Source organism: Streptomyces sp. NPDC026377 (assembly GCF_055567715.1).
Genome location: NZ_JBVHPV010000014.1, coordinates 28,946 through 54,868, shown reverse-complemented (window position 1 = coordinate 54,868; position 25,923 = coordinate 28,946). Strand labels below are relative to the sequence as shown.

The window sequence follows — 25,923 nt, the reverse complement described above, 5'->3', positions numbered from 1 at the left end:
CTGATGTGAAGTTGAGTTGGCCCGCCCCTGGTCCGGATCTTGGTCGGTCGCCGCTGTACGTGGGGGAGGCCCCCCGGTTCCACAGGGCACAGGTGGGCAGAACCGTCTTCTGGGGTCGTGGTCTAGATCGACGCTGTTCACGCAGGCGGAGCCCATTGTGGCCGGGTGTGTCGATGGTGTTGGTGACAGGAACGTGACACGTGAGGCGTTTCTGATGGCTTGGTTCGATGGGGGTCTGCGTAGACGGAGCGTGCGACGACGGACCTTATGTTCTCTTCCGCTTCTGTGCCAAGTTCCTGGACGGCGTCCAAGAGCAGGCCTACCGCCTCATCGAGCAATCCACGCCGGAATGGGACCGCGTCAGTCAGGGGCTGGAACGGGCTGGGTGAGCCGGGTTTTGGTCCGTGACTGGTCCGGAAGCTCTGGTCAGGAGCGGGAGAGCAGGGGGAGATAGCGAAAGTTGCGGCACAAACTGGCCCCTGCCCCAGGCGAGCCGGACGGAAGACGCCTGACCGGCAAAAGACCAGGTCAGGCGCCTTTTTTCGGGCCTCTAAAAGAATCCGAGCTTCTTCGGAGAGTACGACACCAGAAGATTCTTCGTCTGCTGATAATGCTCCAGCATCATCTTGTGGTTCTCCCGCCCGATCCCCGACTGCTTGTATCCGCCGAAGGCGGCATGCGCCGGGTACGCGTGGTAGCAGTTGGTCCAGACGCGCCCCGCCTGGATCGCGCGGCCCGCGCGGTACGCCTGGGCGCCGTCGCGGGTCCAGACGCCTGCGCCCAGGCCGTACAGCGTGTCGTTCGCCGTGCGGATCGCGTCGTCGAAGTCGGTGAAGGACGTCACCGCGACGACCGGGCCGAAGATCTCCTCCTGGAAGATCCGCATGCGGTTGTCGCCCTCGAATATCGTGGGCTGGACGTAGTAGCCGCCCGCCAGCTCGCCGTCGTACTCGATGCGCTGACCACCCGTCAGGATTTTGGCGCCTTCCTGCTGGCCGATGTCGAGGTAGGACAGGATCTTCTGGAGCTGGTCGTTGGATGCCTGGGCGCCGATCATCGTGTCGGTGTCCAGCGGGTGGCCCGCCACGATCGCCTCCGTGCGGGCGATGCCCGCGTCCAGGAATTCGCCGTAGTGGCCGCGCTGGATCAGCGCCCGGGACGGGCACGTGCAGACCTCGCCCTGGTTGAGGGCGAACATCGTGAAGCCCTCCAGCGCCTTGTCGCGGAAGTCGTCGTCCGCCGACCAGACGTCGTCGAAGAAGATGTTCGGGGACTTGCCGCCGAGTTCCAGCGTCACCGGGCGGATGTTCTCCGACGCGTACTGCATGATCAGACGGCCCGTGGTCGTCTCGCCGGTGAACGCGATCTTCGCCACCCGCGGGCTCGATGCCAGTGGTTTGCCCGCCTCCACACCGAAGCCGTTGACGATGTTGAGCACACCCGGGGGGATGAGGTCGGCCACCAGGGCCAGCCATACGTGCACCGACGCCGGCATCTGCTCCGCCGGTTTGAGGACCACCGCGTTGCCCGCCGCCAGCGCGGGCGCCAGTTTCCATGTGGCCATCAGGATGGGGAAGTTCCACGGGATGATCTGGCCGACGACGCCGAGCGGCTCGTGGAAGTGGTACGCGACGGTGTCCTCGTCAATCTGGCTCAGGGACCCCTCCTGCGCCCGCAGGGCCCCCGCGAAGTAGCGGAAGTGGTCGATCGCCAGCGGGATGTCCGCCGCCAGCGTCTCGCGGACCGGCTTGCCGTTCTCCCAGCTCTCGGCGACCGCCAGCTCCTCCAGATGCGTCTCCATCCGGTCCGCGATCTTGTTGAGGATGTCGGCGCGTTCGGCCGGGGCCGTGCGGCCCCACGCGGGGGCCGCCGCATGGGCCGCGTCGAGCGCGCGCTCCACGTCCTCGGCCGTGCCCCGGGCGATCTCGGTGAAGGGGCGGCCGTTGACGGGGCTCGGGTTCTCGAAGTACTGGCCACCCGCCGGCGGCACGTACTCGCCGCCGATGAAATGGTCGTAGCGCGACTCGTACGAGACGATCGCGCTCTCGGTGCCGGGCGCTGCGTAACGGGTCATGTCCGGGGCCTCCCTCCGGCGCCGCCGCCCTGGGACGGCACTCGCAGCGCAGGCTAGGGACGACGACGTTGCGCCCTCGTTGCGAGGTCCTGGGGGCCCGGGCGATCGGCCCTGGGCCGTCGCGGTCGCCGTCGCGGTCGCCGTCGTAGTCGCGGGGGCGGCGCGCGGGCCCGTTCGTCAGATGGTGTCGCCCGGCCCCGCCATCAGCCCCAGTTCCGCCTCCAGCTCCACCAACCTGGCCTGCGCCGAACCCCGTTGTCCCACCGGAAGCGCCCCTACCAGTGCCCGCCACACCCGTGGGTCCTCCTCGCCCCACGGGCTGCGCGCCCAGTCCGCCAGCAGTCCGGGGTCGCCCCGCTCGATCACGGCCGCGCGCAGCTGCGCGGCAAGCCGGGACCGTATCCGTACCACCGCGGGCGCCTGTGAGGCGGGCAGCAGGGGGCCCGGGTACGCGCCCATCGCCGCTGCCACCGCGCCGGAGGCCAGTCGGCGGGCCACCATGTCGAAGTCGGTGTCGACGGGGAGGGTGAGACGGTAGGGGCGGGAGGCGAGGAGGTCGGGGCCCAGGAGGTGGCGCAGGCGGGACAGTTCCGCGCGGAGCGTCACCGGCGTCACGGACTCGTCCTCGTACAGGCCGATCATCAGTTGATCACCCGTCAGGCCCTCGGGGTGGCGGGCGAGCAGGACCAGGAGCTCGCTGTGGCGTCGGCTCACACGCAGCTTGCGTCCGGCCGCCAGCAGGAGCGCCTCGTCGCGGCCGAGAGCGCTCAGCTCGATCGCGTCGCCGGTCGGCGTGGGGACGAGGAGGGCGAGTTCCGCCTCCGCCGCCCGCGCCACCGCCTGGACGAACGCGAGGCTGTGCGGATGCGCCAGGCCGTCCCCGCCGGTGATGTCCACGGCGCCGAGCAGCCGTCCCGTACGCGGGTCGTGGAGCGGGGCCGCCGCACACGTCCAGGGGTGCACCGGGCGCCGGAAGTGCTCGGCGGAGAAGACCTGTACGGGCCGGTCCTCGGTCAGCGCCGTGCCCGGCGCGTTGGTGCCCACCGCCGACTCCGCCCACCGGGCCCCCGGCACGAAGTTCATCGCGCCCGCCTTGCGCCGGGTCCCGGCGTCACCCTCGACCCACAGCAGCCGCCCGCGCGCGTCGCAGACGGCGACGAGATGTCCGCCGTCGGTCGCGTACGTACCCGTCAGCTCGCGGATGACCGCCATCGCGCGGGCGAGGGGGTGCTCGTCGCGGTAAGCGGCCAGCTCGTCCTCGTCCAGCTCCAGACCGGCCGTGCCGTCCGGGTTCACCCGTGCGCGGACCGAGCGTCGCCAGGACGCCGCCACCAGCGGGCGCACGGGCCGGACCACTCGTCCGGCCGAAGTGAACGCCTCATGGGCGCGGCGCAGCTCGCCGGTCCGCTCGGCCGGGTCCGCGCCCGCCTCCAGGGCGACCCAGGACGCGTACCGCGATTCATACCGCGTGTCGGTCCGCGTGTCGGTCAACTGGGCCTCCGGACGGGCGATGCGGACGGGACCGGACCATCGTCGGCCCGCCCCGCACACCCGGCAAGCCACCTCGCACGGACGGGTCCGCGTCCGGCCGGTCCCCGCGCTCGGCTCGGTGTGCCGTCGGCGCGCTCCGGTCAGGAGAAGTTGACCAGGCGGATGTACCGCACCCAGTCCCAGTTCGTCCCGGGATCGGTGTGGTCGCTGCCGGGCACCTGGTAGTGGCCGATGATGTGCTCGCGGTCCTTGGGGATGCCGTAGCGGTCGCAGATCGAGGCGGTCAGGCGAGCCGACTGCTCGTAGAGCGCGTTCGTGAAGTAGGCGGGCTGGTCCACCCAGCCCTCGTGCTCGATGCCGATACTGCGGGTGTTGTAGTCCCAGTTGCCCGCGTGCCAGCCGATGTCCTTCTCGCGCACCATCTGTGCCACATAGCCATCGGCGGAGCGCACCACATAGTGCGCGGAGACCTTCTTCGCCGGGTTCTGGAAAATCTGGAGGGTCGTCGCGAACGACTCCTGGGTGACGTGGACGACCACCCGGTCGACGCCGTACGAGACGGGACGCTGGGAGACGGTGTAGTTGGACGTCGAGGCGGCGACCCAGTGCGCCTGGGGGTAGTCGGTGTCGGCCATGGCCTCGGCTCGTGTCGCGGGGAAGAGCGCGCTCGCGGCCACGCTGGCGGCGGCGCCCTGGAGGAGTCTTCGGCGGTCCACGGTCAACGGAGCTCCTGTACGTCGTGTGTGCGTCGTATGTGTGTCGATACGTCACGTTCAACCGGCAAGAACCTCGCCGAGGTTACGGTACGGGGAGGTGCCGGAGCGTGGAAGACAAGCGGCGGCGCGTGGCGGCGCTCGCGCGCGGGGCGGTGCGCCACCACCACCCGGACGGCTCCCGCACGCACCGCGGCTGACCGACTTTGGCGTAAATTCCGGGCAGGAGTCGCGAGATGAACCGTTTCCGTCCGACGCTGAGGGCCATGGCCACGCCCCCCGTACCCCCGCGCCCTCCCGGGCCGCCGCCTCCCTCGGGCGGGGGCTTCGGTCCCCCCACCTGGCAGCCGCCGACCCCGCCGCCGTCGCCCCCTGTCCCACCGGGCGGGGGCGGTCGGCGGGGCGTGTACATACTGCTCGCTGTCGTGGTGGCCGCGGCGGTGCTCGTCGCCGTCGTGCTCATGGTGAACGGCAGCGGCGGCGGGGCCGACGACAAACCGACGAACAGCCCGACGGGCACCACGGCTCCGACCCCGACACCGTCCCTGAGTCGGCCGAGCGGACTCCCGACCGGGCTGCCCTCCCAGCTCCCCACGGACTTTCCGTCGAATCTCCCGTCGAACCTGCCGTCGGCGCTTCCGACGACCCTGCCGTCAGGACTGTCCACGGCGCTGCCGAGCGGGTTCCCCGGCGACCTGCCCGGTGAGCTGCCGGACCTGCCGGACTGGCCGGACCCTCCCGGCGAGCTCCCCGGTGGCGCCATCCCCTCGGTGGTGAGGGGACCGGGCGACGCCGTCGCCTCCTATGAGTAGGCGTGCCGCGAGCCGCCCGCCCCTACCGCTCCAGCACCGCCCCCGGATCCATGTCCGCGGGCCCCGCCGGCGCCCAGGTCCCGCGCTCCTTGCGGTACGGCCACCAGCGGCCGTCCCGCCCGAGCCGGAGCTGTGCGCCGCCCCCGACCACAGTCCAGCGGTTCGCCCCCGAGGCACGCAGGACCGGCCGCTCCTCGTCCTGCCAGGCCCGCGCGAGCGCGTCCTTGGCACGGGCCAGCGCTTCCGGGCCCGGGGTCCACTCCTCCTCCAGTACCGAGAGGGAGGCGGCGCCTCCGTGCCGCCACGCCTGTACGGCCAGCTCCAGCTCGGCGGGGCGCCGCCCCGAACCGGCCGCCAGACGGTCCGCGATCCGCCGGTCCGCGCACTCCGCCGCCAGCCGTACCGCGTCCTGATCGGCCGTCAGCCCAGCCGTGGTCGGCTGCGACGCGTGGCCCGGAGCCAGCGCCTCCGCCAGCATCTCCCGTGCCCGGCGCGCCGCGTCCGTCGCGAGGAACTCCAGCGCGGCGGGGTCGACACCGGGCTCGGGAGCCGTCTCCGTGTCGAGGCGCGGCGGTGCTCCCGCCTCGGCCGGGAGCTCCGGTGCCCCGGGCAGCGGCGGCACGACGTCCCGCGCCGCGAACACCTCGGCGGCCGGCACCCCGGCCGGAACGTCCGGCTCCGCCGGTCGGGGTGCCGCGCTGCGCTCCTCCAGCTCCGCGAGCAGCGTCCGCTCGCCCCGGCCCCGCATCAGCAGCAGCACGAACGGATCCTGGTCGAGGAGCCGCGCCATCTGGTAGCAGAGCGCCGCCGTGTGCGGGCAGTGGTCCCAGGCCCCGCAGGTGCACTCGGGCTCCAGGTCACCTATGCCGGGCAGGAGTTCCACACCCGCCGACGCGGCGTCCTCCACCAGGTGCGGCGGCATGTCGCGGTCGAGGAGCGCCGCGATGTGCCCCGCCCGCTCCACCGCCATCCCCAGGAAGCGGTCCCAGCTCTCCTCGGAGAGCGGTTGCCACAGCACGTCACCGCGGTGGGACGTGCCGTCCCGGTCGCGCACGACCGCGGTGATCCGTCCCGGCCGCACCGACACCGCCCCGACCGCGCCCTCGCGCGCGTAGCGGCGGCCCGTCTTGAGCTGTCCGCCGTCGAGGGCCGTGTCCTCAAGGGCCTTCAGCCAGGCCAGACCCCACCAGGTCCGCGCGAATCCGCGCCCCTGGGCGGGCGGCAGCGCCGCGAAGATCCGCTCCTCGGGCGCACGACCGCCCCGGGCGCCGTCTTCCCCGTACATCCGCTCCTGCGAACCGTCCGCGTATCCGCTCATCGCCCGCTCCCTCGCAGTGCCACCAGGTCCGCCAGTTCGGCGTCGGAGAGTTCCGTCAGCGCGGCCTCGGCCGACTCGCCCGTGCCGAGCACCGCGTCCGCCAGCTCCCGCTTGCGCGTCAGCATCTCGGCGATGCGGTCCTCGATCGTCCCCTCCGCGATCAGCCGGTGGACCTGCACCGGCTGGGTCTGGCCGATGCGGTGGGCGCGGTCGGTGGCCTGCGCCTCGACGGCCGGGTTCCACCAGCGGTCGTAGTGGACGACATGGCCCGCGCGCGTGAGGTTCAGACCGGTGCCCGCCGCCTTCAACGACAGCAGGAACACCGGCACTTCACCGTCCTGGAAGCGCCGCACCATCCGCTCGCGCTGTTCCACGGGCGTACCGCCGTGCAGGAACTGCGTGGCGACCCCGCGCGCGGCCAGATGCCGCTCGATGAGCCGCGCCATCTGCACGTACTGGGTGAAGACCAGCACCGAACCGTCCTCGGAGAGGATGGTGTCCAGGAGTTCGTCGAGCAGCTCCAGTTTCCCCGAGCGGTCCTCGATGCGCGGCTGCTCCTCCTTGAGGTACTGGGCGGGGTGGTTGCAGATCTGCTTCAGCGAGGTGAGCAGCTTCACCACCAGCCCGCGCCGCTCGAAACCGTCCGCGGCCGCGATCTCCGCGAGGGTCTCGCGCACCACCGCCTCGTACAGCCCCGTCTGCTCCTTGGTGAGCGAGACCGCCCGGTCGGTCTCCGTCTTCGGCGGCAGCTCGGGCGCGATGCCCGGGTCGGACTTGCGGCGCCGCAGCAGGAACGGACGGACGAGGCGGGACAGCCGCTCGGCCGCCGCCGGGTCCTTGCCGCCCTCCACGGCCTGGGCGTACCGGGTACGGAACGTGCCGAGGCGGCCCAGCAGACCGGGTGTCGTCCAGTCGAGGATCGCCCACAGCTCGGAGAGGTTGTTCTCCACCGGAGTGCCGGTGAGCGCCACGCGCGCGCGTGCGCCGACGGTGCGCAGCTGCCGCGCGGTCGCCGAATACGGGTTCTTGATGTGCTGGGCCTCGTCCGCGACGACCATGCCCCACGCCACCTCGCCGAGTCTCGCGGCGTCCAGCCGCATCGTCCCGTACGTGGTGAGGACGAACTCCCCGTCCGCGAGGTCCTCCAAGCGCCGCGCGGCGCCGTGGAAGCGGCGTACGGGCGTGCCGGGGGCGAACTTCTCGATCTCGCGCTGCCAGTTGCCCATCAGGGACGTCGGGCAGACCACCAGCGTGGGCCCGGCGGTCTCCGGGGCGCTCTGGCGGTGCAGGTGCAGGGCGATGAGGGTGATCGTCTTGCCGAGACCCATGTCGTCGGCGAGACAGCCTCCCAATCCCAGCGAGGTCATGTCGGCCAGCCAGTTGAGGCCGCGCACCTGGTAGTCGCGCAGCCGCGCGGCGAGCGCGGCCGGCTGCTCCACGGGCCGGCCGCGGGCGCCCTCGGGGTCCGCGAGGCGGTCACGCAGCCCCGCGAGCCACCCCGAGGCCTCGACCGCCACCCGGCGCCCGTCCACCTCCGTCGAGCCGGTCAGGACGGCACCCAGCGCGTCCACGGGCGTCACCTTGCGGTCCTGTGCCGCGCGGGCGCGACGCACCTCCTCGGGATCGATCAGGACCCACTGGTCCCGCAGCCGCACCACCGGACGGCTGGCCTCGGCCAGTTGGTCCAGCTCCGCGCGCGTGAGCTGGGTGTCGCCGAGCGCGAACCACCACTCGAAGGCGAGCAGGGCGTCGGCGGAGAGCATGGAGGGTGCCCCGGACCGCGCACTGTCCGGCGACGCCTGACGCGAGTCGTGCGGGCGGGCGTCGTCCACGGAGGCGTCATGGGTGTCCTCGGCGGAAGAGGTTGGCGCGGAGGGGCCCTGGGAGGACGTGTTCGGTACGGACGTGTCCTGTACGGGGCCGATCACCGCGCGCGTGGTGAACTTCCGGGCCAGGCCCTTGGGCCAGTGGACCTGGACGCCGATCGCGGCGAGCGTCCGCGCGGCTCCGCCGAGCAGCTCGCCCACCTCCTCGTCGGCCAGCTCGATCGCGTCCGGCACGGCCGCCGCCAGCAGCGGAGCGAGCGGCGCCCACGCGCGCGTGGCGCGACGCAGCGCCAGCAGCGCGTCCATGCGCGCGTGCGGACCGAAGGCCCCGGCGGCGGGACCGGACTCGCCCCACACGTCGGCCGCGTCCGCCACCAGGGCCGGGTCGCTCACGCTGTGCACCTGGAGCACGGCCCGGAAGGCCGGTCCCGCTGTGCCGGGGTCCGCCGACTCCAGGCCGGGGAGCTCGACGCGGAGCGAGACGCGTACCCCCGCGTCGTGCCCGGCGGCCACCTCCGAGGCCCAGACGCGCTGTTCGGGCAGCCGCCGGGGCGGGTCGGCCGCGAAGGCGGGGGAGCCGGTCACCAGGGCGGCGGCGGGCGTACGCGGCAGCCCGTCCGCGACCGCGTCGAGGAACTGCCGCACCAGCACCTCGGGTTCGGGCAGCAGCCACGGTCCCGCGTCGGCATCGGCTCGGGTGTCGGCCCCGGTGTCGGATTCGCCATCGGCGCCGAGCGGCACCGCGTGCGCCTCGGGCGGCATCGAGGCCGCCAGTTCACGCACGCGTCCCAGCTCGTCGGCGCCCAGCGGCCCGATCCGCCACGCATCGTGGTCGGTGGCGGTGAGTCCGGGCAACAGCAGCCCACGTGCGACGAGTTGCAGGGCGCGCAGCGCGGCCGTACCCCAGAAGACGGCGGTCCGCGAGGCGTCGGGACGGGGCCGCGCGCGGGTGAGGACGGGCAGCGCGTCGCGTACGGGCAGCAGGACGGCACGTACCGCGTACGGTTCGGCAGCGGCGTCGGGTCCGACGCCGACTCCCATCACCGTCAGGTCCTCCACCACTTCGTCGACGCGGCCGGAGTGGGCGAACGGGGCGGATCCGTCGGGGTGCCAGAAGGCGACACGGCCGAGCCGGGCGGGGTCGGCGGGCAGGAAGGTGACGTGGCAGCGGGCGAGTTCGTCGATCTCGGAGGGTGTGGGCGCGGGAAGCCTGTGCTCGGCGATGACGCATTCCTCAAACTTGACTACTGCGGGTCTCAAGTCGCCGAGAGTACACCGATAGGAGGGAAGACGGGCGAATGCCTGATGTGATCTGGATCACTGCCGCACATGGTACGGGATGGGGCTGCCGTCCGGGGTGGCGTCAGCCCCACCCCGGCCCCGGGACAGCCCCCCGCACGGTCCGGGTGGTGGCGCCATGGCGGCAAGGGCCCCCGGATTCCTACGTTCTATGAGGTCAGCGCAGGTGACTGCGGTGGACCAGCGACCGGAGAACGACCATGCCCCAAGCCCTTGCGAACGCCAAGAGCACCCGCGTGCTCGCACCACCGTGCCCGACCGACGCCCCCCTCCTCACCGGACCTTCCGCAAGAGCCTCCACGGGAGACCCCACCGGCAGCAGGGGGAGCGAATTCGCGCCGCTCCTGAAGGCGGTGAAGGGGCAGGGGCTGCTTGAGCGGCGCACCGGCTGGTACGCGAGGGGTATCGCCGTCAACCTCATCGCCCTCGCCGCCACCGTGAGCGCGATGGCCGTCACCGGCGACACATGGTGGACCCTTCTGTACGCCGTACCGCTAGCGGTCCTCTGGGCCCGGACCGCCTTCTTCGGCCACGACGCCGGCCACGCCCAGATCACGCGTGGCCGACGCGCGGGACGGATCCTCGGCCTGCTCCACAGCAATCTGCTGCTGGGTATGAGTTACGGCTGGTGGAACGACAAGCACAACCGCCACCACGCCAACCCCAACCACGTCGACAAGGACCCGGACGTCGGCGTCGGCGCGCTCGTGTGGACCGAGAAGCAGGCCGAGCACCGCGAGGGTCTGGCACGCTGGCTCACCCGCAACCAGGCCCGGCTGTTCTTCCCGATGCTGCTGCTCGAAGGCATCGCCCTGAAGGTGTACGGATTCCAGGACCTGCGCAGGCAAGCGGGGCGGGAACGCGCGGTCGAGGGCACGCTCCTTCTGGTGCACCTGGGCTGCTACGCGGGTCTCCTGCTGAGCGTCCTCTCACCGGGCCGGGCGCTGGTCTTCGCCCTGCTGCACCACGCCCTCTTCGGGCTCCACCTGGGGATGACCTTCGCACCCAACCACAAGGGCATGGAGATGCCCGACGCCGACGACGACGGCTGGGGCCATCTGCGCCGCCAGGTCCTGACCTCGCGCAACGTGCGCGGCGGACCGCTCACCGACTGGTTCCTCGGCGGACTGAACTACCAGATCGAGCACCATCTCTTCCCGAACCTGCCCCGGCCCCACCTCCGACTCGTACAGCCTCTGGTCCGTGCCCACTGCCGTAGCCTCGGCATCGCCTACGCCGAGACCTCACTGCTCGACTCCTACCGGCAGGCCCTACGGCACATGCACGCCGTCGGAGCACCGCTGCGGCGAGGCGCTGCCGCATAGACGTGACGTTTCTGGCGCATAGTGGAGGCAGGCGGCCGGGGCGCCGGGGACGGAAGCCGGTGCCGGGCCGGGAACCGGACGACGCGTTCGCGCGTTCCCTGGACAGAGAGCGGCGGCAGCTGCGGCCGCGAAGGAGGCGACGGACATGTCGAAGCGCGCGATGATCGCCGCCGGTGGAGTGGTGGTGGGACTCATCCTGATCCCGCTGATCGGTTTCCTGCCGGCGCTGCTGGTGCTGATAGGGCTGCCCGTCCTGGGATATCTGATGCTGGACCGCAGTCAGCGGCGCAGGTTGCGGCACATCAGCCGCAAGGAGCTGCGCTGACGGACGGGGGCCGTGGCGTCGCCCCGGCGGCCGGGACCTGTGCTGTGTTCTTGACGTGCGAAGGCGCGGAGGCGTTCTTGACGTGCGCAGGTGCAGACGCGCGGAGGTGCGGCGAGCGTGAGACGACCCCGGCGCTGGGACGCGGACGTGCGAAGGTGCGGACGTGCCGCCCGGCTGACTGACGGGTACGGGTTGGCTTGGGCTGGTCGGGCCGAGGGACCTCGGGCGTTCGTCGAGGCCGAGGCAACGGGCGCACAGCCCCGTCCATCGGCCCCTTCGGCTCGCTCAGCCCCTCACCCTCACTCCTCGAGGCCGCGCCCGGGCTCCGGCTCTCCCGCGTAGTAGTCCCGCATCAGCTCCTTGGACCACTGCGGCTGTACGGTCTCGCCCCGGGGGCCGAACTCGGCCAGGTACGGCTTGATGTCCAGCACCGGAGTGCCGTCCACCGCGTCCAGGCCGGTGACGTGCACGTCCAGCCCGTCCACCTTCACCACACGGCAACGCGATACGCCGAGCCGGTTGGGGCGGTTCTTGCCCCGTTGGGCGAAGACCCCGACCAGCGGCCAGTCCGGGTTCCCGCGCGGACGGCGAGCACCGGACACGACCTTCTCGGGCGCCACCCGGTCGAAGTGGAACACGACCTCCAGATGGGAGAAGTCCGTCAGCCCGAACAGGGCCTCGGGACCGAACTGTTCGGCATCGAGCCGGATCACCGCCGACTCGCCACCCCAGTGATCGTCGACCACCTCGGCCCGCCCGCCTACCACCCGCCCCACGGCCCGGCACACCACTTCGTCGCCTGGTCGGCCCGTTCCCGCGTCCGCCATGTCCGTTCCTCTCGTATCTGATCCCATATCTGATCCCGCCCGGTCGTCCGGCCGCCTGGAATCGCCTCGTCCGTCGACCGAAGTCCGGCAAGCCCCGGAGCCTGCGTCGCCCCGGTCAGCCGTCTGTGATCAGTGTGCGCGCACGACGACGGACACGGACGGGTGGCCCAAGCGGGAACAGGAAAGGAGGTCAAGAGGGCCGTACGGCCATCGCGTCCAGGGCCTGGAGAAGCCCCGGCAACCTGGGTCCGCGTCCCACCGGCACCACCTCGCCCGGCTCGTCGTCCAGCAGCACGAAAGCGATGTCGTCGGTCTTCGCGACGATCGACCAGCCAGGACCGTCGGCCCGCAACATACGCGCGCCACCCGGCGCGAAACTCGACCGGACACGCCCGAGCGGGGGAGGGGAGTCGAGGTATTGCCGCACCTCGTCGAGGACTCGCTCCACCCGCCCGCTGAGACCGGCGGAGGCGAGGGCGGAGTCAGGGTCGCGGGGGAAGTCGGCCGTGGCACTGGCCTGCTCCTCCACCGCGTCGACGGCCTTCGGTTCGCCCGCCGTCGCCTCAGCTGCGGGCATTTCGGACACAATGGATGCGGCACCCGCCGCGGCGCGCGACTCGGCCGAGATCTCCGACGCCGCTGCCTCCCTCGCCGCCAGGGATGCGTCTGCCGCCAGGGATTCGTCGCTCCCCCCGCTGCTTCCGTCCTCGTCCTGGCCTTCGCCGTCGTCGGTTATCTGTCCGCGCCACATCGCCCAGTGGAGGGCGACCTGGTCGGCGCCGAGGCGTCGTTGCGCCGAGCCCCACACGCTTGTGTCGGGCGGCGAGAGCGGTGGACGCACGGCGCCGTCGGCGTCCGGCTCCGGCTCGGGATCGTGCGGAGGCGCCACTCCGGGCGCGGCGACGGCCAGCTCCAGCGGCCAGCCCGGCAACGCGGCCACCACCGTACGCTCGTCCGGAGACAGGTCGTACTCCATCCCGCAGTCCCACGACGCGATCGCCACCGCGACCAGGGAGACGTCGTCGACGATCACGGTCCAGCGGGCGCCGCTCCCGTCCTGGCCGAGGACCAGGCCGTAGCCGCCCGGGTACGGCTCCAGGCCGAGGGCCGCGCACGCCTCCGGGAAGTCGTCCCCGAGCACACTGGGGAACTGCGCGGGCGTGAGCAACACCGCCGTGAGCACATACAGCGCGTCGTCATCGACCGCATCGGCCGCGGCTGTGACAGCCGCGGCCTCGTCCGTCCCGGTCACGGAACCCTCCCCTTCGGATCGCTCGTCGGCGCACCCTAACCAGTGGGTAACCCGATCGTCGAGGGTTTGAGGCAGCACAAGGTGGCGCCAGGACCCGAAGGTGGTGATGGGGCCGGAGGGCGGCGGAGAGCACGGCGAAGCAGCAGGCTCGGATCGCGTACGTCTGATATCGCCGCCCGATCGGACGATACGTAGTCAGGCGACCGGTAACCCCATCAGTGAACGCGCGACGGTCTGCGGTGATTCGTCCCGCTCCCGCGCCAGCGCGATGACCGCCCGGCACGCCAGCTCCCGCACCCCGAAGGACATCGCCTCCGGTGACACCCACCCGACCGCCTCTTCCAAGACCTCCTGGTCGTCGTCGGCGCAGGCGGCGACGTACATGGCAGCGGCCTCGAAGAGATTGTGCTGCCGCGCGGGCTCGCGCCGTATCGGCTTCCGGAATCTGCCGAACATGTGAAACATCCGGACCGCCTTCCTCGCAGGTGCGCTCACCCGGTAGAAACCAAAGTGCCTTTCCCAAGCTAGAGTTGCCGAGCTGGTGACAGATAGGGGTCGGAACGGGTCGATTGACGCGAAGAGCCGATCCGAAACGCCGACGTGCACCGCTGACGCGTGCCGTGAACGGCTCACGGGCGCGTCCAACCGCGCGACCCCGACACGCCGTTCGGCCGGTTCGGTCGCAGTGACTTACGCGGACGCCTCTACGCGCCGTTGACGTCTGTGGCGCCGCCCGTCCCCGCAGGGGATTTGGCGAGTGCCCCGGCGGTGGCGGGCCGGTGACGGTCCTGTCGGGAGTGACCGCAACCCGGGGCCGCCCCCTGCTCGCCCCCTCCGGGGTTACCCCTCCCGCACCGCCACCGCAAGGAACCGTGCGTCCTCGTCCACGTACGACACCATCCGCCAACCGGACCCCGCGAGCAACGGCCGCAACTGCGGCTCCGCCCGCAGGTCGTCCGGGGTGATCTGCCGCCCCTGGCGTGCGGCGAGGGCCGCACGGCCGATGGGGTGGAAGAGCGCCAGCTTGCCCCCGGGGCGCACCACCCGCGCCAACTCGCGCAGGTTCGCCTCCGGATCCGGCAGATGCGAGATCAGACCCGCACCGAACACCGCGTCCAGTACCCCGGTCCGCAGCGGCAGCCTGGACACGTCGCCGAGCACCAGGCAACCGGAGCGTCCTCGCTCAGCCCGTACCGCCGCTTCCAGCATCTCCGGAGTCAGGTCGAGACCGAGCACCGTGCCATCCGGGCCCACCGCGTCCCGAAGCGGCGGCAGTGCGCGGCCCGTCCCGCACCCGGCGTCGAGCACGGCCGCCCCGTCGGGCAGGTCCAGCTCCGCGATCGCCGCCGCGTAGGCGGGCCCGTCGTCCGGAAAGCGACTGTCCCAGTCCGCAGCTCGGGTGCCGAAGAATTCCTGAACATGCTTCTGGTCATTGGCCATCTGTCCATGATCCCGCACAGGCTGTCCGCCCGACGCTTCCTCCACGCGCCCGATGCTCCCTCCATGCGCGCGAGGAGCACGTTTGCGAGGAGCATGCCCGCGATGAGCCCACGACGACGACGGCGGCTGTGCTGTAGGCGCACACCCCTGACAACGGGCTCTCCGAATCCGCAGAGGAAGCCCGCTCCCGCCTCGTCGAGTACGTGAGGCCAGCCAACCCGCCCGCCCCTTCGGCTCCGTCGGGCGGGCCTTGCCGTTACCGTCGGGAACCCTCTGCTTGCCCCCGTGGGAACCATGCGTAAGGCTTGCCGCAGACCTGGGGGAAAAACGGGGAACACATGAACGGGGTGAGCCTGCAATGGCATTGAACAAGGAACTGGACTGGCTGCTCGACGACCTGACCAAGCGCGTCGAGCACGTACGTCACGCCATCGTCCTGTCCAACGACGGTCTGGTCACCGGTGCCAGCGCCGAACTCCCGCGCGAGGACGCGGAACACCTGGCCGCGGTCTCCTCCGGCCTGCACAGCCTGGCCAAGGGGTCCGGCCGTCATTTCCGGGCGGGCGGGGTGCGGCAGACGATGGTCGAGTTCGACGAGGCGGTCCTCTTCGTCACGGCGGCGGGCGACGGGAGTTGCCTGTGTGTGCTGAGTGCCGCGGAAGCCGATATCGGCCAGATCGCGTACGAGATGACGCTGCTGGTCAACCGCGTCGGTGAGCACCTCGGTGTGGCGGCGCGCCGCCCCGGCCCTCCGATATCCGGCCTCTGACCAGCAGCCTTACCGGGGGTGAGGTCCCGCTCGGGGAAGTTATCCACAGGCCCGGCGGGATGTCTGCGCGGAGGGTTACGGTCGTCACCGAGAGTATTCACAACTCGCGGGGGAGGACCTCATGACCACCACGACAACGGCAGAAGTGACGGGGAGGACAGTCGCCCTGGGGCGGGCTGCCCAGCAACTACAGCTGAAGCGAGGCGAATGCGAGCTCGCTGTCCAGCTGGGCCATGTCCGTACCGTCCGGGAAGCCGTGGGCGGGCGCCCACGGGTCGCGCAGGAGGAGGTCGAGCGGATCCGCTCGACGGAGGGGTTCCCGGAAGCCCTGCGCGAACGGGTACGCGCGGTGGGCACGGCCGAGGCGTCACAACTGCTCGGCGTTCCCGCCCACCGCTTCACGCGGCTCGCCCGCGGCGGCCACTTCACGCCCGTCAAGTGCTACCTCAACCGCTACAGGGCCGTCGTCTGGCTGTACCTGGCCGAGGAGGTCACCGACCTGGCCCTTCGGCATCCCGAGCTGATCAACGATCGGCAGTTGCCGAAGGAGACGCTGGTCCGGCTGGGGGCCGGCGAGGATCGGCGGCCGCGCAACTGGCGCGGCCGCCGCGCCGCCATGCTGCTGCGACAGACCGATGACCCCTGGGAGCGGGCCGCGGGAATCGCCGCCGCACTCGATCCCGCGCACGTGGCGGAGGTGGTTCCGGACCCGCATGAGCGCGCCTACCTGATCCATCTCCGGCCCGAAGCGATCCGGGTCGGCCCGGACTCGCCCGCCGCTCGGGAGATCATCGAGAAGCTGCAACGGGCCCAGGACCTGGACGAGGTCCTGTGGTACCGCATGGATCTCGCCCAGCATCTCGGTGTCGCCCGCTCGTTCCGTCCGGCGCCGCGACCTGAGGGCACGCGCCCGGCATTCGATGTGGTCCGCGCCGCGCGGCCGGTCCCCGTCCCTGTCGCCGCTTCGGCTCCCGTACCGGTAGAGGCCGAGGCGAGCGCACTCAGCCGGAGCGAGCTCATGCGAGGTCGGCCCGACAGGAGGGCGCTTCAGCATGTGGGCGCGGAGCGGGTGGAGCGCAGGGAGCACGGGCAACCCGGCGAGCCCAGGGTCGGCCACGGAAGGCTCAGGCGCGGCCTGGCGCGTCTGCGGCGGCCCAGGCCGGCCGCCCGTCCGACGACCACCGCGCCCTGAACCCGGCGGCCGCCATGGTGAAATCAGGGTTCCTCAAAGAGGCTGGTGCGGCGCTCCGCTCAGGTCTGCACCGTGTGCTGAGCGGTGGCCGAAGGCCGCCCTCGCCGCCCGTGGCCGCGCTTGCGCCGACGGTCCCGCTGCGGCCACAGCAGGACGTATGCCGTGGAGACCACGACGAACGCGAGACGTATGAGTCCCCGTGCCGAGTCGTCCGGGACGACGAAGACGCTTCCGTACAGGGCGATCAGCGCGAGCCAGCTCCACCACGGCACCAGCCGGCGCTGGCCGATCACATCCCACAGCAGGGTGCCCAGCAGAACGGACGCCGTGTAGTACGTGTAGACGCTCGGATCGAGGACGATGCGGGCGTTGGCGCCCAGCAGCACCACCGCCGTCCAGCGCCCACGCCAGACGGCGATGCCTCCCAGGAGCAGGCTCAGCGCGGCCTGGGCGGGCCGGTCCCAGCCGGGGGTCTCCGCGTCACCCACCCCCAGCCAGCGCAGCGCCGAGGCCGGTTGGTTGGGTATCGCGAACCCGGTGGCGGCGAAGCTGTCTGCGTTGCCGATGAAGAACGGCAGCCACGCCAGGGCGACGAGAGCCGCGCACCACAGTCCGGCGCGCGGCCAGGACTGGCGGGGCAGGGCGAAGAGCAGCATGGCGAAGCCCAGCGCCGTGGGTTTGGAGTCCATGGCCAGGGCGAGCCAGATGCCCGTCCCGGCCGCGTTGCCCCGGGTGACCGCGCGAACGGCAAGGGTGGTGAAGAACAGTGCCAGCACATCGTCGAGATGGCCGAACCGGACCGAGACCTCGATCCACATGGGGATGAAGGCCAGCCCCGCGATGAGGGCGCGACGGCGCAGGCGCTGGTGGTTGGTGCCCGTGCCCAGGAAGTGCCAGGCGGCGCTGCGGCCGACCAGCACCACGATCACCAGCCCGAGGACCGACATCAGCGCCGCGGCGAGGAACTGCCCGGTCGAGTCGGGGAACGGATTGAAGAGTCCGGCGATCAGAAAGCTGACCGGCCCCATCTGGAGCTCGGGGTGGTGGGCGTACAGATTGAGTCCGCCGGTCCCGTCGCCGGACGGTCCCTGGTAGATCAGCTCCCCGCCGGTGCGCAGGTAATGCCAGGAGAAACCGCCGTTGGGCTCCACCACGGCGAACCACAGGACGGTCCACGCGGTGAGCAGCACGAGGTGCATCCGCTGACTGATGGCCGGCACGTTCGTTCAGCTCCTGTTTCCCCGCCGGGTACGTCGACAGCTCGCAGGGGCCTGCGGAGCCCGGCAGGGAAGACGGGAGTCCGGTACGACTCGTTCATCGGGGGACGCAGGTGTGCTTCCCCCCACACCCGAAGGGTGACGAAGGGGTCAGCCCACGCCGATCACCTTGGCGACGCTCGGTACGCCGTCCGCGTTGAGCGCGAACAGCAGGTACGTGCCGGGGAGCGCGATGCCGGGATCGCTCGGAATGGAGAGTTGGTAGGAGCCCTCGCCGACCTGTCGGAAGGTCAGGGGCACCCGGCGCTGGTCGTTGTCGGTGGAGTGGGTCGCGGCCCCGGAGCGGACCAGGGCGAAGGCGCTGACCGGCGAGCCGGTGGAGACGGACAGGGTCGAACCGAGTGCCGCATGGGCCGGCGGGGTGCTGGTGATCACCGGCCGGGGCCGTTCGGTGCCGTCCGGGTTCAGCAGATAGGGCGGGGTGAAGATCGCGCCGTTGAGGTGGTTGGTCGCGCAGTCGCCGCACAGTCCGCCGCCGCCCGAGAAGATCCGGCCGTCGGGCAGCAGATTCGCGGTGCTGTGGTAGGTGCGGGGCACCGCCATGGTGGCGAGTGGTGTGAAACGGCCGGTCGCGGGATCCCAGATCTCGGGGGTCATGACCGCCGTGGCGTCGCTGAACGGGACCGGGGTCTCCTGGCCGCCGAAGACCGCGACCTTTCCGTCCGGCAGCACCACGCTGTTGCTGAACGCACGGGCGGCGGCCATGTCACCGGTGCGGGTGGCGACGGGACGGCCGCCTCCGTTGAGATCGACGGTGTAGGCCCGGCGGGTGGCGGGGGTGTTCTGGTAGGCGGGTGCGCCGCCCAGGGTGAGCAGCTTGCCGATGTCGTACGAGACGGCGTTGCCGTTCATCGCGTCCGGGCTGTCGGCCCTGGTGCCGGCGGGGGTGATGGTGCCATCGCCGGCGGTGGTGATCCAGTTCATCTGCTTGCTGGGGCCGAGCTGGAGGACACGGCCCTGGGAGGTGGCGTGCAGCCACATGTGGTTGTCGGCCCGGTAGGGGCCGGCGGGGTCGGCGGTCATCGCGCCCTCGACCCGCACGCCCGGCAGTTTGCGCCAGGTGCGGGTGGCGGCCGACCACACCTCGCCGTTCTTGGGACCGTCCCCGCCGCTCCACGACCCGCCGAGGACGAACGCGTCTCCGTTGGAGAGCAGCGTCATCGCCTGGTAGCCGCGGGTGATGTTCATGTCGGCCGTCGAGGACCAGGAGTCCTTGGCGGGATCGTAGATGCTCGCCCGGGCGGCGTTGCTGCCGCCGGTGACCAGCACCCGTCCGTCGGCCAGCAGGGCTATGCCGGGACAGAACATGTCGTGGCCGGTGTTGTCGACGCGGCGCTGGGTCACGCGGCCGGTGGTGAGGTCCATGATGGCCGTCTGGGTGTAGCCGTTGCTGCCACCGAACCGGTCGACGGCGTACGCCGACCACGCGAGCAGCTTGTTGCCGGGCAGGACGGCCGTGGCGACCGGCACCAGGGGGAAACCGGTGACGGGACCCCAGGAGCCTCCCACGGAGGGGTCGCTCGGACCGCTGAGCCGGATCTCGGCCGCGGAGCTCCAGGTCCCCCGCTGTCCTGCCTCGCTGAGGGCGACGAGGCGTACGTAGCGGGCGGAGACCGCCTGGGTGAAGGGGGCGGTCTTCGTGGTCGCGTCGTCCTTCCAGTGGCCGCTCGCGACCGGTGCGCCGAACGAGACGCCGTCGAGGCTGGTGGAGACCGCGTAGGTCCCGATGCGCCCGTTCGCGTTGGTCCGACGCGGCTGATAGGTGAGCGCCGAGACGGTGGTGGTGCGGTGCATGTCGATGACGAGGGCGTGCGGGAACCGTGCGCTCTTCGGCGACCACTTGCTGTGCCAGAAGGTGGCCGGATCGCCGTCCAGGACGTTCGAGGCGCGGTCGTTCTCCTTGGCCGTCTCCTCGTCGGTCGCGGTGGCCGTCCAGCCGTTGACCGGCAGGAAGGCGGTGGAGGGGGCCGGGAGGCCGGGGGCGCCGAGGAGGCCGACGTCGGCTCCGGCGGCCAGGGGGGTGGGGGCGGAGCCGGGGGAAGTGCGTTCCGTTCCGGCGGCCCAGCCGTGGTGACCGCCGGCCGTGGTCGTGGCCGAAAGCCGTATGTATCGGGCGCCCTGGGCGGCGAAGTCGAGGGTCTTGGTGGTGAAGTCGTCGGCCAGGGTGCCGGTGGCGACGGGCGGGGTCCAGCGCCGTCCGTCCGTACTGAGACGGATGGCGTACTCGGTCAGGCGGCTGCCGTCGACGGCCTTGCGCGGTCGGTAGACGAGCGCGGAGACGACGTCCGTCCGGTGCATGTCGACGGTGAGGGAGGTGCCGCTCGCCGTGACGGACCAGCCGGACTCGTCCAGGGCCGGTGCGGTGGACCGCATGGCCTCGGCGGGGACCACTCCATGGTGGGGGGAGATAGGGGACGCGTTGGGATCGATCACCGGGGGTGCGGGGCGGTGGCCGGCGGCGGCGTCGCTCGGCACCAGCGGCAGCAGCGCGGCGGTCGTCGTGACCGCCGCGATGAGGACGAGGGCACGCGGTCTGAAGCGGGTGAGACGGAACGATGTACGCGAGAACCTGGATGTCATACGAGCCCCCCGGCGGAAATATGGCGGCAATGCTCCGGCTGAAGCTAGGTCATGTGGGTGCCCTGTCAAGGTCGGAAGCCGGAATCGCGCCGCGCTCGCGCAGGCCCTGGCCGGAAAGCGCGGATGACGCGCCCTTGCCCCCCTGGTGGTCCAGGCCAAGAACGTGCCAGGTGTACGTACACCGCACGTTTCTTCGCACCGCTTCTCCGCGCTCTCGGGCAGCGGAGTCCGTGCGGCCACCGGTCGGCGGCGGCCCGGGAGGGGGCCCTGCCGACCGGACGGCTCCGACAGGCGGGGGGCGGCGGGGCCCCCGCCGGGGATCAGGGAACCCGTGACCGCCCCCGGAAGGTGTCAGCCGGTCGCCTCGTAGGCAGGCACGCCCGCTCGGCGGCCCGCAAGGGCGAGCAGGGCGACGCCGGTGAGGGTGGCGACGACGAGTACGGTCGCCCCGGTCCACGCGGCGTACCGCACCGCGTCGGTGAAGGCCGCGCCCGGGTCCTTCACGCCCGCGGCCAGGCGGTCCGTGAAGCGGGAGGTCATCAGGGTGCCGAGGATGCTGGTCCCCAGGACCGCGCCGACCTGGCGGGCTGCGTTGACCGTACCGCTGGCCTCCCCCTCGCGACCGCGTGGGACATGGCTGACGCCGAGCGCGGTGGAGGGCGCGTTGGCCAGCCCGCAGCCCAGGCCGAAGACGACGAGCGCGGCGGCGTACGCGGGGAAGGTGTCACCGGGCTCCACGGTGGCGAACAGTGCCGCGCCCGACGCGGCCAGGAGGAGCCCCGCGATGATCAGCGGTCGGGGGCCCCACTTGCGTACGAGGAGACCCGCCGCCACCGACGCGGCGATGAAGGTGCCGAACTCCGCCAGGAGCTGGACGCCCACCTCCAGCGCGCTCAGGCCACGCACCCGTTGGAGCCACAGGACCTGAAGGAGGGAGACGCCGACGAAGCCGAAGAGGACGGTGGCCGCGAGCAGCAGGGAGGCGCTGTAGGACGGATCACGCATCAGGCGAAGATCGACCATGGGGGACTCGCGGCGCAGCTCGACGGCGACGAAGAGGCCGAGGAGCAGGAGGGCTCCGGTGAGGCAGGAGAGGGAGCGGGCGGTGGCGTAGCCGTGGTGACCGCCGTCGATCAACCAGTAGATGAACAGGGCGAGTCCGGCTGTGCCGAGTATCTGACCGGACCAGTCGGGGCGGCCGCCCGCAACGCGTGACTCCTCCACCCGGACCAGCGCCACGAGGACGGCCAGGACGCCGAGTGCCACGTTCAGCCAGAACGCGGCGTGCCAGGTCCACCACCGCAGGGCGAGTCCGGCGGTGACCGGGCCGATGGCCAGGCCGAGTCCGGAGGTGGCGGCCCAGGCGGAGATGGCCCCCGCACGGCGGCGCGGGTCGGGGAAGGCGTGGCTGACCAGCGCGAGCGAGCTCGGTGTGATGAGCGCGCCACCGAGGCCCGCGAGAGCCTGGCCGGTCAGGACCGCCGGGAGGGAGGAGGCGAGGACGAGGACCAGTCCTCCCGAACCCATCGCCACGGCGCCCGCGAGGAAGACCCTGCGGCGCCCCCAACGGTCCGAGAGGGCACCGGCGCCGAGGACGAAGGAGGCGACGACCAGCGTGTACATGCTGGGCACCCAGACCAGATCGGCCGGGGCGATGTGGAGGTCGTCCTGGACGGCGCTGAGGGTGGCGATGGTCTGGGTGGTCTGGAGGAAGACGGTGAACAGGCCGAGGCAGGCGGCCACGAGGACAGCCGTGGGGCTGCCCTTGGTGCGGAGGTCAGCGCGTGGCACGGGACGACTCCGAGATGTCCGAGGCCCCCGAGAGGGCGGCTTTGACCTGACGGGTGATCTCGTCGGCGAGTACTTCCTCGTGGCCCGCCTCGACCGCGTCGAGTACCTGGTGGGCGACGTCGACGGGGCTCGTTTTCGGCTGGTCGACCCCGGCCGCCATGTCGGTGTCGATGAAGGCCGCGTGGACGGCGACGGTCAAGGTGCCCTGCGGGCGCAGCTCTTCGCGTATCGCGTTGGTCATCGACAGGGCGGCCGCTTTGGACACTCCGTACGAGCCGATCTGCGGGAGGGTGTGCCAGGACAGCACGGAGAGCATGTTGACGACGGCGCCGCCACCGTTCCGGGCGAGCACGGGCGCGAAGGCGCGGCACATCGCCAGGGTGCCGAAGAGATTGGTCTCCAGCTCCGCCCTCGCCCCTTCGAGTGAGTCCGCGCCGATCAGGGAACTGCCGCGCAGAATGCCCGCGTTGTTGAGGAGAAGGGAGGTGTCGGAGCAGAGTTCGGCGGCCGCGGCCACCTGGGCGGGATCGGTGATGTCGAGCGCGACCGGGGTGAGTCCCGGGTCGGTCACCGTGCGCGGATCGCGCGCCGCCGCGTAGACGGTCTTCGCGCCCCGTTGCAGCAGGGCGAGGGCGAAGGCGCGCCCCAGCCCTCGGTTGGCGCCGGTCACGAGTGCCGTGGTGTTCCGCATGCGCGTCTTCTTTCGGGGGTCATGGAAGCCGGTCGGCCCGAAGCCGAGTGAGTAGGAAATCTGGACTCACTCTAGCCGAGTGAGTTGGATATTCAAATGGATGGGGGTGCGGGGCGTGGATCAGGTGTCGGGGGTGCCCAGCGCGAAGGGATGGGGGTGCGACCAGGAGACTCGGGGCAAATCGATGCGGTGGCGGTGGCAGTGGCAGTGGTGGGGGCGGTGTGTGGAGGCGGCGGTCAGATCGCCGCTTCCACCTCCAGATAGCGGTGGCGGCGCGCTCCCCGGTATGCCAGCGCCTCCCAGCCCAACGGCCGCAGCGCGTCCGCGCATCGGCGCAGCGCCTCTGCCTCCTGCTGGGCGGCACCGCTCCCGGTCGGGCCCAGCCACTCCACCCGGACGGTCCCGGGCTGGTCCGCAGGGCAGACGCGGTAGCCCGTCGCGGTCCGCCGTCCGGTCCCGTCCACGGCTGACGGAGGAATGCCGGCGGCCTCCAGGGTCAGGGAGATGGCGCGCACCATCTGGTTCCGCTCCCAGGCGGCCGGTACGGAGAGCGGGTCGGTGTGCCCGCTGTTCATCAGGTGCCGGATCTGTCGCAGCCCTTCGAAGGCGACCCGCACTGCGGCCTCCCGTTGGGCGGGCGGGTCCGCCGACGCCGGCCCGTCGCCGGTGGCCGCCTCGAATGCGGCCGCCGGGGCTTGTTCACCGCGCTCCTGGGGAGGCGCCATCGTGATCCCTTCTCCAGCTGTCGGGGACGGCGTGTGTCGCCGCACCGGCGGGCGGCCAGGCTGTCAGGCCCCCGGGACGCGGGCAAGCGAGCGCGGCTGTCCCCCCTCAGGATGCGGCCCCCCTGGCCCCGCTGGCGCCCTTGAGGTGCTCGATGCCGATCTTGTCGGTGGTGTCGGCGTCCCCGCCCAGTCGGTGGACGAGGACCCAGGCGCCGTTCGGCAGCGCGCCCGCGAAGACGGAGGCGTCCTTGGTGGCGCCGTTGTGCCACACCAGCAGGCCGGCCCGTTGCCAGGAGGGGGCGGGCTCACCCAGCCGGTGGTCGACGAGCAGCGAGGTAAGCAGTCCGGAGGCCGCGACCGGGGTGGCCCACAGGCCACCGGCAGGGAGGATCGCGCCGGTCATGGTCCACGGTCGGACGGGACGGCCGAAGAGTCCCCGAGCGACCAGGCGTCGCTCCGGCGGCGGGGTGGAGGTGACGTCGGTGATGTCGAGCGGGCTCAGTACGTACTGGCGCAGCAGGTGCTCGTACGGGGCGCCGCCCGCGGCGGCGAGGGCAGAACCCAGTACGGCATACCCGAAGTTGGAGTACTCCTCGCGTTCGCCCGGGGGCGCAGTCGCCAGGGTGTCCAGGCGTCGGACCAGGGCGTCGAGGGTCTCGGCGTCGAACGGGGCGTACGGATCGCGGCGGTCGAGGCCCGGGGGCAGCCGGGGCAGGCCGGAGGTGTGGGTGGCCAGGTGCCGCAGGGTGATGCGGGTTCCCGCCGGGGCGGGCAGGAAGCGTTCGAGGGGATCGTCGAGCCCGAGCAAGCCCGCGGCGGCCAGACGGACCAGAAGCGTGCCGGTGAGCGGCTTCGTCAACGAGCCGATCTGGACGAACAGTTCGGGGTCGTGGCCGTGCTCCACCCGCGGCGGGGCGGAGCTGCTGAGGACGCACAGGGGTACGGGGCGCATCGTTCCATGATCACCGACGAGGGTGTTCCGGCGTGCGGCGGGGCCGCCGTGACTGGGCTGGGGCGGCCCCGCGTACTGCGCCCCGGGTCAGCCGCGGGGCAGTGTCAGGCCCTGGACCTGGGGCAGGGCGGTCCAGTCGTTGGAGGCGATGGTGGCGTGGGACCTGGCAAGCAGCGCTATACGGGCCCGGGCATCGGCCGCGGGCGGGTTCTTGGCGTCCAGCGCCGGGGCGACGCCGTGGGAGTCGGTCATCACGAGCAGATAGTGACGGACGTCGTACCAGGCGGTGTCGATGGTGCCGTTGAGGTAGGCGGCGGCGTCACCGTCGAAGAGGACGAACCACGGGCGCAGCGAGGTGTCCGCGTAACGGGTGCGTGGGTCGCCGGACTGGGCGCCGTGAACGGTGGGGAAGATCTGCGCCTGCGCGGTGCGTCCGGCGGCGTGCAGATCGCGCAGATACGTCGCGTACTCCTTGTCCGTCCACAGTGTGTCGGTCGGATTGCCCTCCTCGACCGTGCCGGGGATGATCTCCAGGAAAACCTTTCCGGCGAGTTGCGCGCGGGTGGGCCAGTTACCGGCCGTGGCCGCCTCGTCGAGGGTGGCGTACTGGCCGCCGTCCGGCTTGGCCAGCAGGTCGGCCGGGCGGAAGACCGCCGATCCGAGGTGGGCGCTGATCGCCTGGTTCAACTGGGCCGGGCCGAGGCCGAAGCGGGACTGGAACCCGGCCTTCATCTCCAGTTTGATCACGAGCGGCCCGTGTCCGGGGTGGGCCGCGAGCCAGATCCGCACGTTGTCCAGACAGCTCTCCAGGTTCTTGTTGGCGCTGCCGGAGTAGAGCTGTGCGGGCGTGCTCGCGTTGACGCAGTTGTTGCTGTTGCCCAGCGGGTTGGAGTGGCTGACCTTCCACTCCTTGGTGATGAAGTCGTCCCACACATCCAGTTCGATCATGGAGGTGCCGGTGTCGAGTGCCTGTGCCAGATACCGGAAGGACGCCGGGTCATAGGCGTTGTGCAGGCCCGAGGAGGTGGCGCCGGACAGTGGCAGGCTGTCGTTACCGGCGGCGGAGGCGTCGGCGCCACCGCCCGCGCCGACGAGCGCCAGGCCGAGGCCGACGGCGACGGCGGCGGCCAGGGTGGTGCGCAGGCGGGTGATGCGGCGTCCGGGCAGCGGTTCTGACACGGGGACCTCCGGTGGGGGGACGGCTGTTCGTCGGACGGTGACAGCAGAGTGTGAATCGACGGAGT

21 protein-coding genes are annotated in these 25,923 nt (G+C 71.7%); 5 read left to right on the top strand and 16 right to left on the bottom strand.

Annotation, left to right across the window (positions count from 1 at the left end):
- Positions 1-550: 550 nt before the first annotated feature.
- The 3 genes from exaC to ACZ4MU_RS25955 form a co-directional block, all read right to left on the bottom strand.
- The gene (gene exaC, locus ACZ4MU_RS25965; protein ID WP_467881101.1) at positions 551-2,074 is read right to left on the bottom strand and encodes an acetaldehyde dehydrogenase ExaC; all 1,524 of its coding nucleotides are present in this window, start codon (positions 2,072-2,074) and stop codon (positions 551-553) included.
- Positions 2,075-2,251: 177 nt separating this feature from the next.
- Positions 2,252-3,565, bottom strand: a complete 1,314-nt coding sequence (locus tag ACZ4MU_RS25960; RefSeq protein ID WP_467881098.1) for a GAF domain-containing protein — start codon at positions 3,563-3,565, stop codon at positions 2,252-2,254.
- Positions 3,566-3,705: 140 nt separating this feature from the next.
- The gene (locus tag ACZ4MU_RS25955; RefSeq protein ID WP_467881095.1) at positions 3,706-4,281 is read right to left on the bottom strand and encodes an N-acetylmuramoyl-L-alanine amidase; all 576 of its coding nucleotides are present in this window, start codon (positions 4,279-4,281) and stop codon (positions 3,706-3,708) included.
- Between the two features lie 401 nt (positions 4,282-4,682).
- Between ACZ4MU_RS25955 and ACZ4MU_RS25950 the strand changes: the two genes are divergently transcribed.
- On the top strand, positions 4,683-5,090 hold the full coding sequence (locus ACZ4MU_RS25950) for a hypothetical protein (protein ID WP_467881092.1): 408 nt from the start codon (positions 4,683-4,685) through the stop codon (positions 5,088-5,090).
- A gap of 22 nt (positions 5,091-5,112) precedes the next feature.
- Here ACZ4MU_RS25950 and ACZ4MU_RS25945 read toward each other — a convergent pair whose 3' ends face one another.
- Positions 5,113-6,408 carry an SWIM zinc finger family protein gene (locus ACZ4MU_RS25945; RefSeq protein WP_467881089.1) on the bottom strand — a complete coding sequence of 432 codons (1,296 nt, stop codon included), beginning with the start codon at positions 6,406-6,408 and terminating at the stop codon, positions 5,113-5,115.
- A complete protein-coding gene (locus ACZ4MU_RS25940; RefSeq protein ID WP_467881086.1) occupies positions 6,405-9,494 on the bottom strand; it encodes a DEAD/DEAH box helicase in 3,090 nt (1,029 codons plus the stop codon). Before ACZ4MU_RS25940 ends, ACZ4MU_RS25945 begins: the two co-directional genes overlap by 4 nt.
- 239 nt (positions 9,495-9,733) lie before the next feature.
- Here ACZ4MU_RS25940 and ACZ4MU_RS25935 point away from each other — a divergent pair, with 239 nt between their 5' ends.
- Together ACZ4MU_RS25935 and ACZ4MU_RS25930 are read left to right on the top strand one after the other, a co-directional pair.
- Positions 9,734-10,858, top strand: a complete 1,125-nt coding sequence (locus ACZ4MU_RS25935; protein ID WP_467881083.1) for a fatty acid desaturase family protein — start codon at positions 9,734-9,736, stop codon at positions 10,856-10,858.
- A gap of 145 nt (positions 10,859-11,003) precedes the next feature.
- Positions 11,004-11,183 carry a hypothetical protein gene (locus tag ACZ4MU_RS25930; RefSeq protein WP_467881080.1) on the top strand — a complete coding sequence of 60 codons (180 nt, stop codon included), beginning with the start codon at positions 11,004-11,006 and terminating at the stop codon, positions 11,181-11,183.
- A gap of 299 nt (positions 11,184-11,482) precedes the next feature.
- Here ACZ4MU_RS25930 and ACZ4MU_RS25925 read toward each other — a convergent pair whose 3' ends face one another.
- The 4 genes from ACZ4MU_RS25925 to ACZ4MU_RS25910 form a co-directional block, all read right to left on the bottom strand.
- Positions 11,483-12,010, bottom strand: a complete 528-nt coding sequence (locus tag ACZ4MU_RS25925) for an SAM-dependent methyltransferase (RefSeq protein ID WP_467881077.1) — start codon at positions 12,008-12,010, stop codon at positions 11,483-11,485.
- 190 nt (positions 12,011-12,200) lie between these two features.
- Positions 12,201-13,262: a hypothetical protein gene (locus tag ACZ4MU_RS25920; RefSeq protein ID WP_467881075.1), complete on the bottom strand. Its 1,062-nt coding sequence runs from the start codon at positions 13,260-13,262 to the stop codon at positions 12,201-12,203.
- Positions 13,263-13,457: 195 nt separating this feature from the next.
- Positions 13,458-13,718: a hypothetical protein gene (locus ACZ4MU_RS25915; protein ID WP_467881072.1), complete on the bottom strand. Its 261-nt coding sequence runs from the start codon at positions 13,716-13,718 to the stop codon at positions 13,458-13,460.
- 384 nt (positions 13,719-14,102) lie between these two features.
- The gene (locus ACZ4MU_RS25910; protein ID WP_467881068.1) at positions 14,103-14,702 is read right to left on the bottom strand and encodes a class I SAM-dependent methyltransferase; all 600 of its coding nucleotides are present in this window, start codon (positions 14,700-14,702) and stop codon (positions 14,103-14,105) included.
- A gap of 358 nt (positions 14,703-15,060) precedes the next feature.
- Between ACZ4MU_RS25910 and ACZ4MU_RS25905 the strand changes: the two genes are divergently transcribed.
- Both ACZ4MU_RS25905 and ACZ4MU_RS25900 read left to right on the top strand, forming a co-directional pair.
- Positions 15,061-15,471, top strand: a complete 411-nt coding sequence (locus ACZ4MU_RS25905) for a roadblock/LC7 domain-containing protein (protein ID WP_467881064.1) — start codon at positions 15,061-15,063, stop codon at positions 15,469-15,471.
- A gap of 121 nt (positions 15,472-15,592) precedes the next feature.
- Entirely contained in the window at positions 15,593-16,663 is a 1,071-nt protein-coding gene (locus ACZ4MU_RS25900; RefSeq protein WP_467881061.1) for a DUF6397 family protein, read from the top strand.
- A gap of 59 nt (positions 16,664-16,722) precedes the next feature.
- Here ACZ4MU_RS25900 and ACZ4MU_RS25895 read toward each other — a convergent pair whose 3' ends face one another.
- From ACZ4MU_RS25895 to ACZ4MU_RS25865, 7 genes are all read right to left on the bottom strand, one after another.
- A complete protein-coding gene (locus tag ACZ4MU_RS25895; protein ID WP_467881396.1) occupies positions 16,723-17,862 on the bottom strand; it encodes a hypothetical protein in 1,140 nt (379 codons plus the stop codon).
- A 168-nt stretch (positions 17,863-18,030) separates the two neighbouring features.
- The gene (locus tag ACZ4MU_RS25890) at positions 18,031-20,520 is read right to left on the bottom strand and encodes a discoidin domain-containing protein (protein WP_467881058.1); all 2,490 of its coding nucleotides are present in this window, start codon (positions 20,518-20,520) and stop codon (positions 18,031-18,033) included.
- A gap of 351 nt (positions 20,521-20,871) precedes the next feature.
- Entirely contained in the window at positions 20,872-22,311 is a 1,440-nt protein-coding gene (locus tag ACZ4MU_RS25885; protein WP_467881055.1) for an MFS transporter, read from the bottom strand.
- The gene (locus ACZ4MU_RS25880) at positions 22,298-23,002 is read right to left on the bottom strand and encodes an SDR family oxidoreductase (protein ID WP_467881052.1); all 705 of its coding nucleotides are present in this window, start codon (positions 23,000-23,002) and stop codon (positions 22,298-22,300) included. Before ACZ4MU_RS25880 ends, ACZ4MU_RS25885 begins: the two co-directional genes overlap by 14 nt.
- 236 nt (positions 23,003-23,238) lie before the next feature.
- Positions 23,239-23,727: a hypothetical protein gene (locus tag ACZ4MU_RS25875; protein ID WP_467881050.1), complete on the bottom strand. Its 489-nt coding sequence runs from the start codon at positions 23,725-23,727 to the stop codon at positions 23,239-23,241.
- 106 nt (positions 23,728-23,833) lie between these two features.
- Entirely contained in the window at positions 23,834-24,679 is an 846-nt protein-coding gene (locus ACZ4MU_RS25870; RefSeq protein WP_467881047.1) for a serine hydrolase domain-containing protein, read from the bottom strand.
- Between the two features lie 87 nt (positions 24,680-24,766).
- Positions 24,767-25,858, bottom strand: coding sequence for a phosphatidylinositol-specific phospholipase C domain-containing protein (locus tag ACZ4MU_RS25865; RefSeq protein ID WP_467881044.1), 1,092 nt, complete (start codon positions 25,856-25,858; stop codon positions 24,767-24,769).
- Positions 25,859-25,923 lie beyond the last annotated feature (65 nt).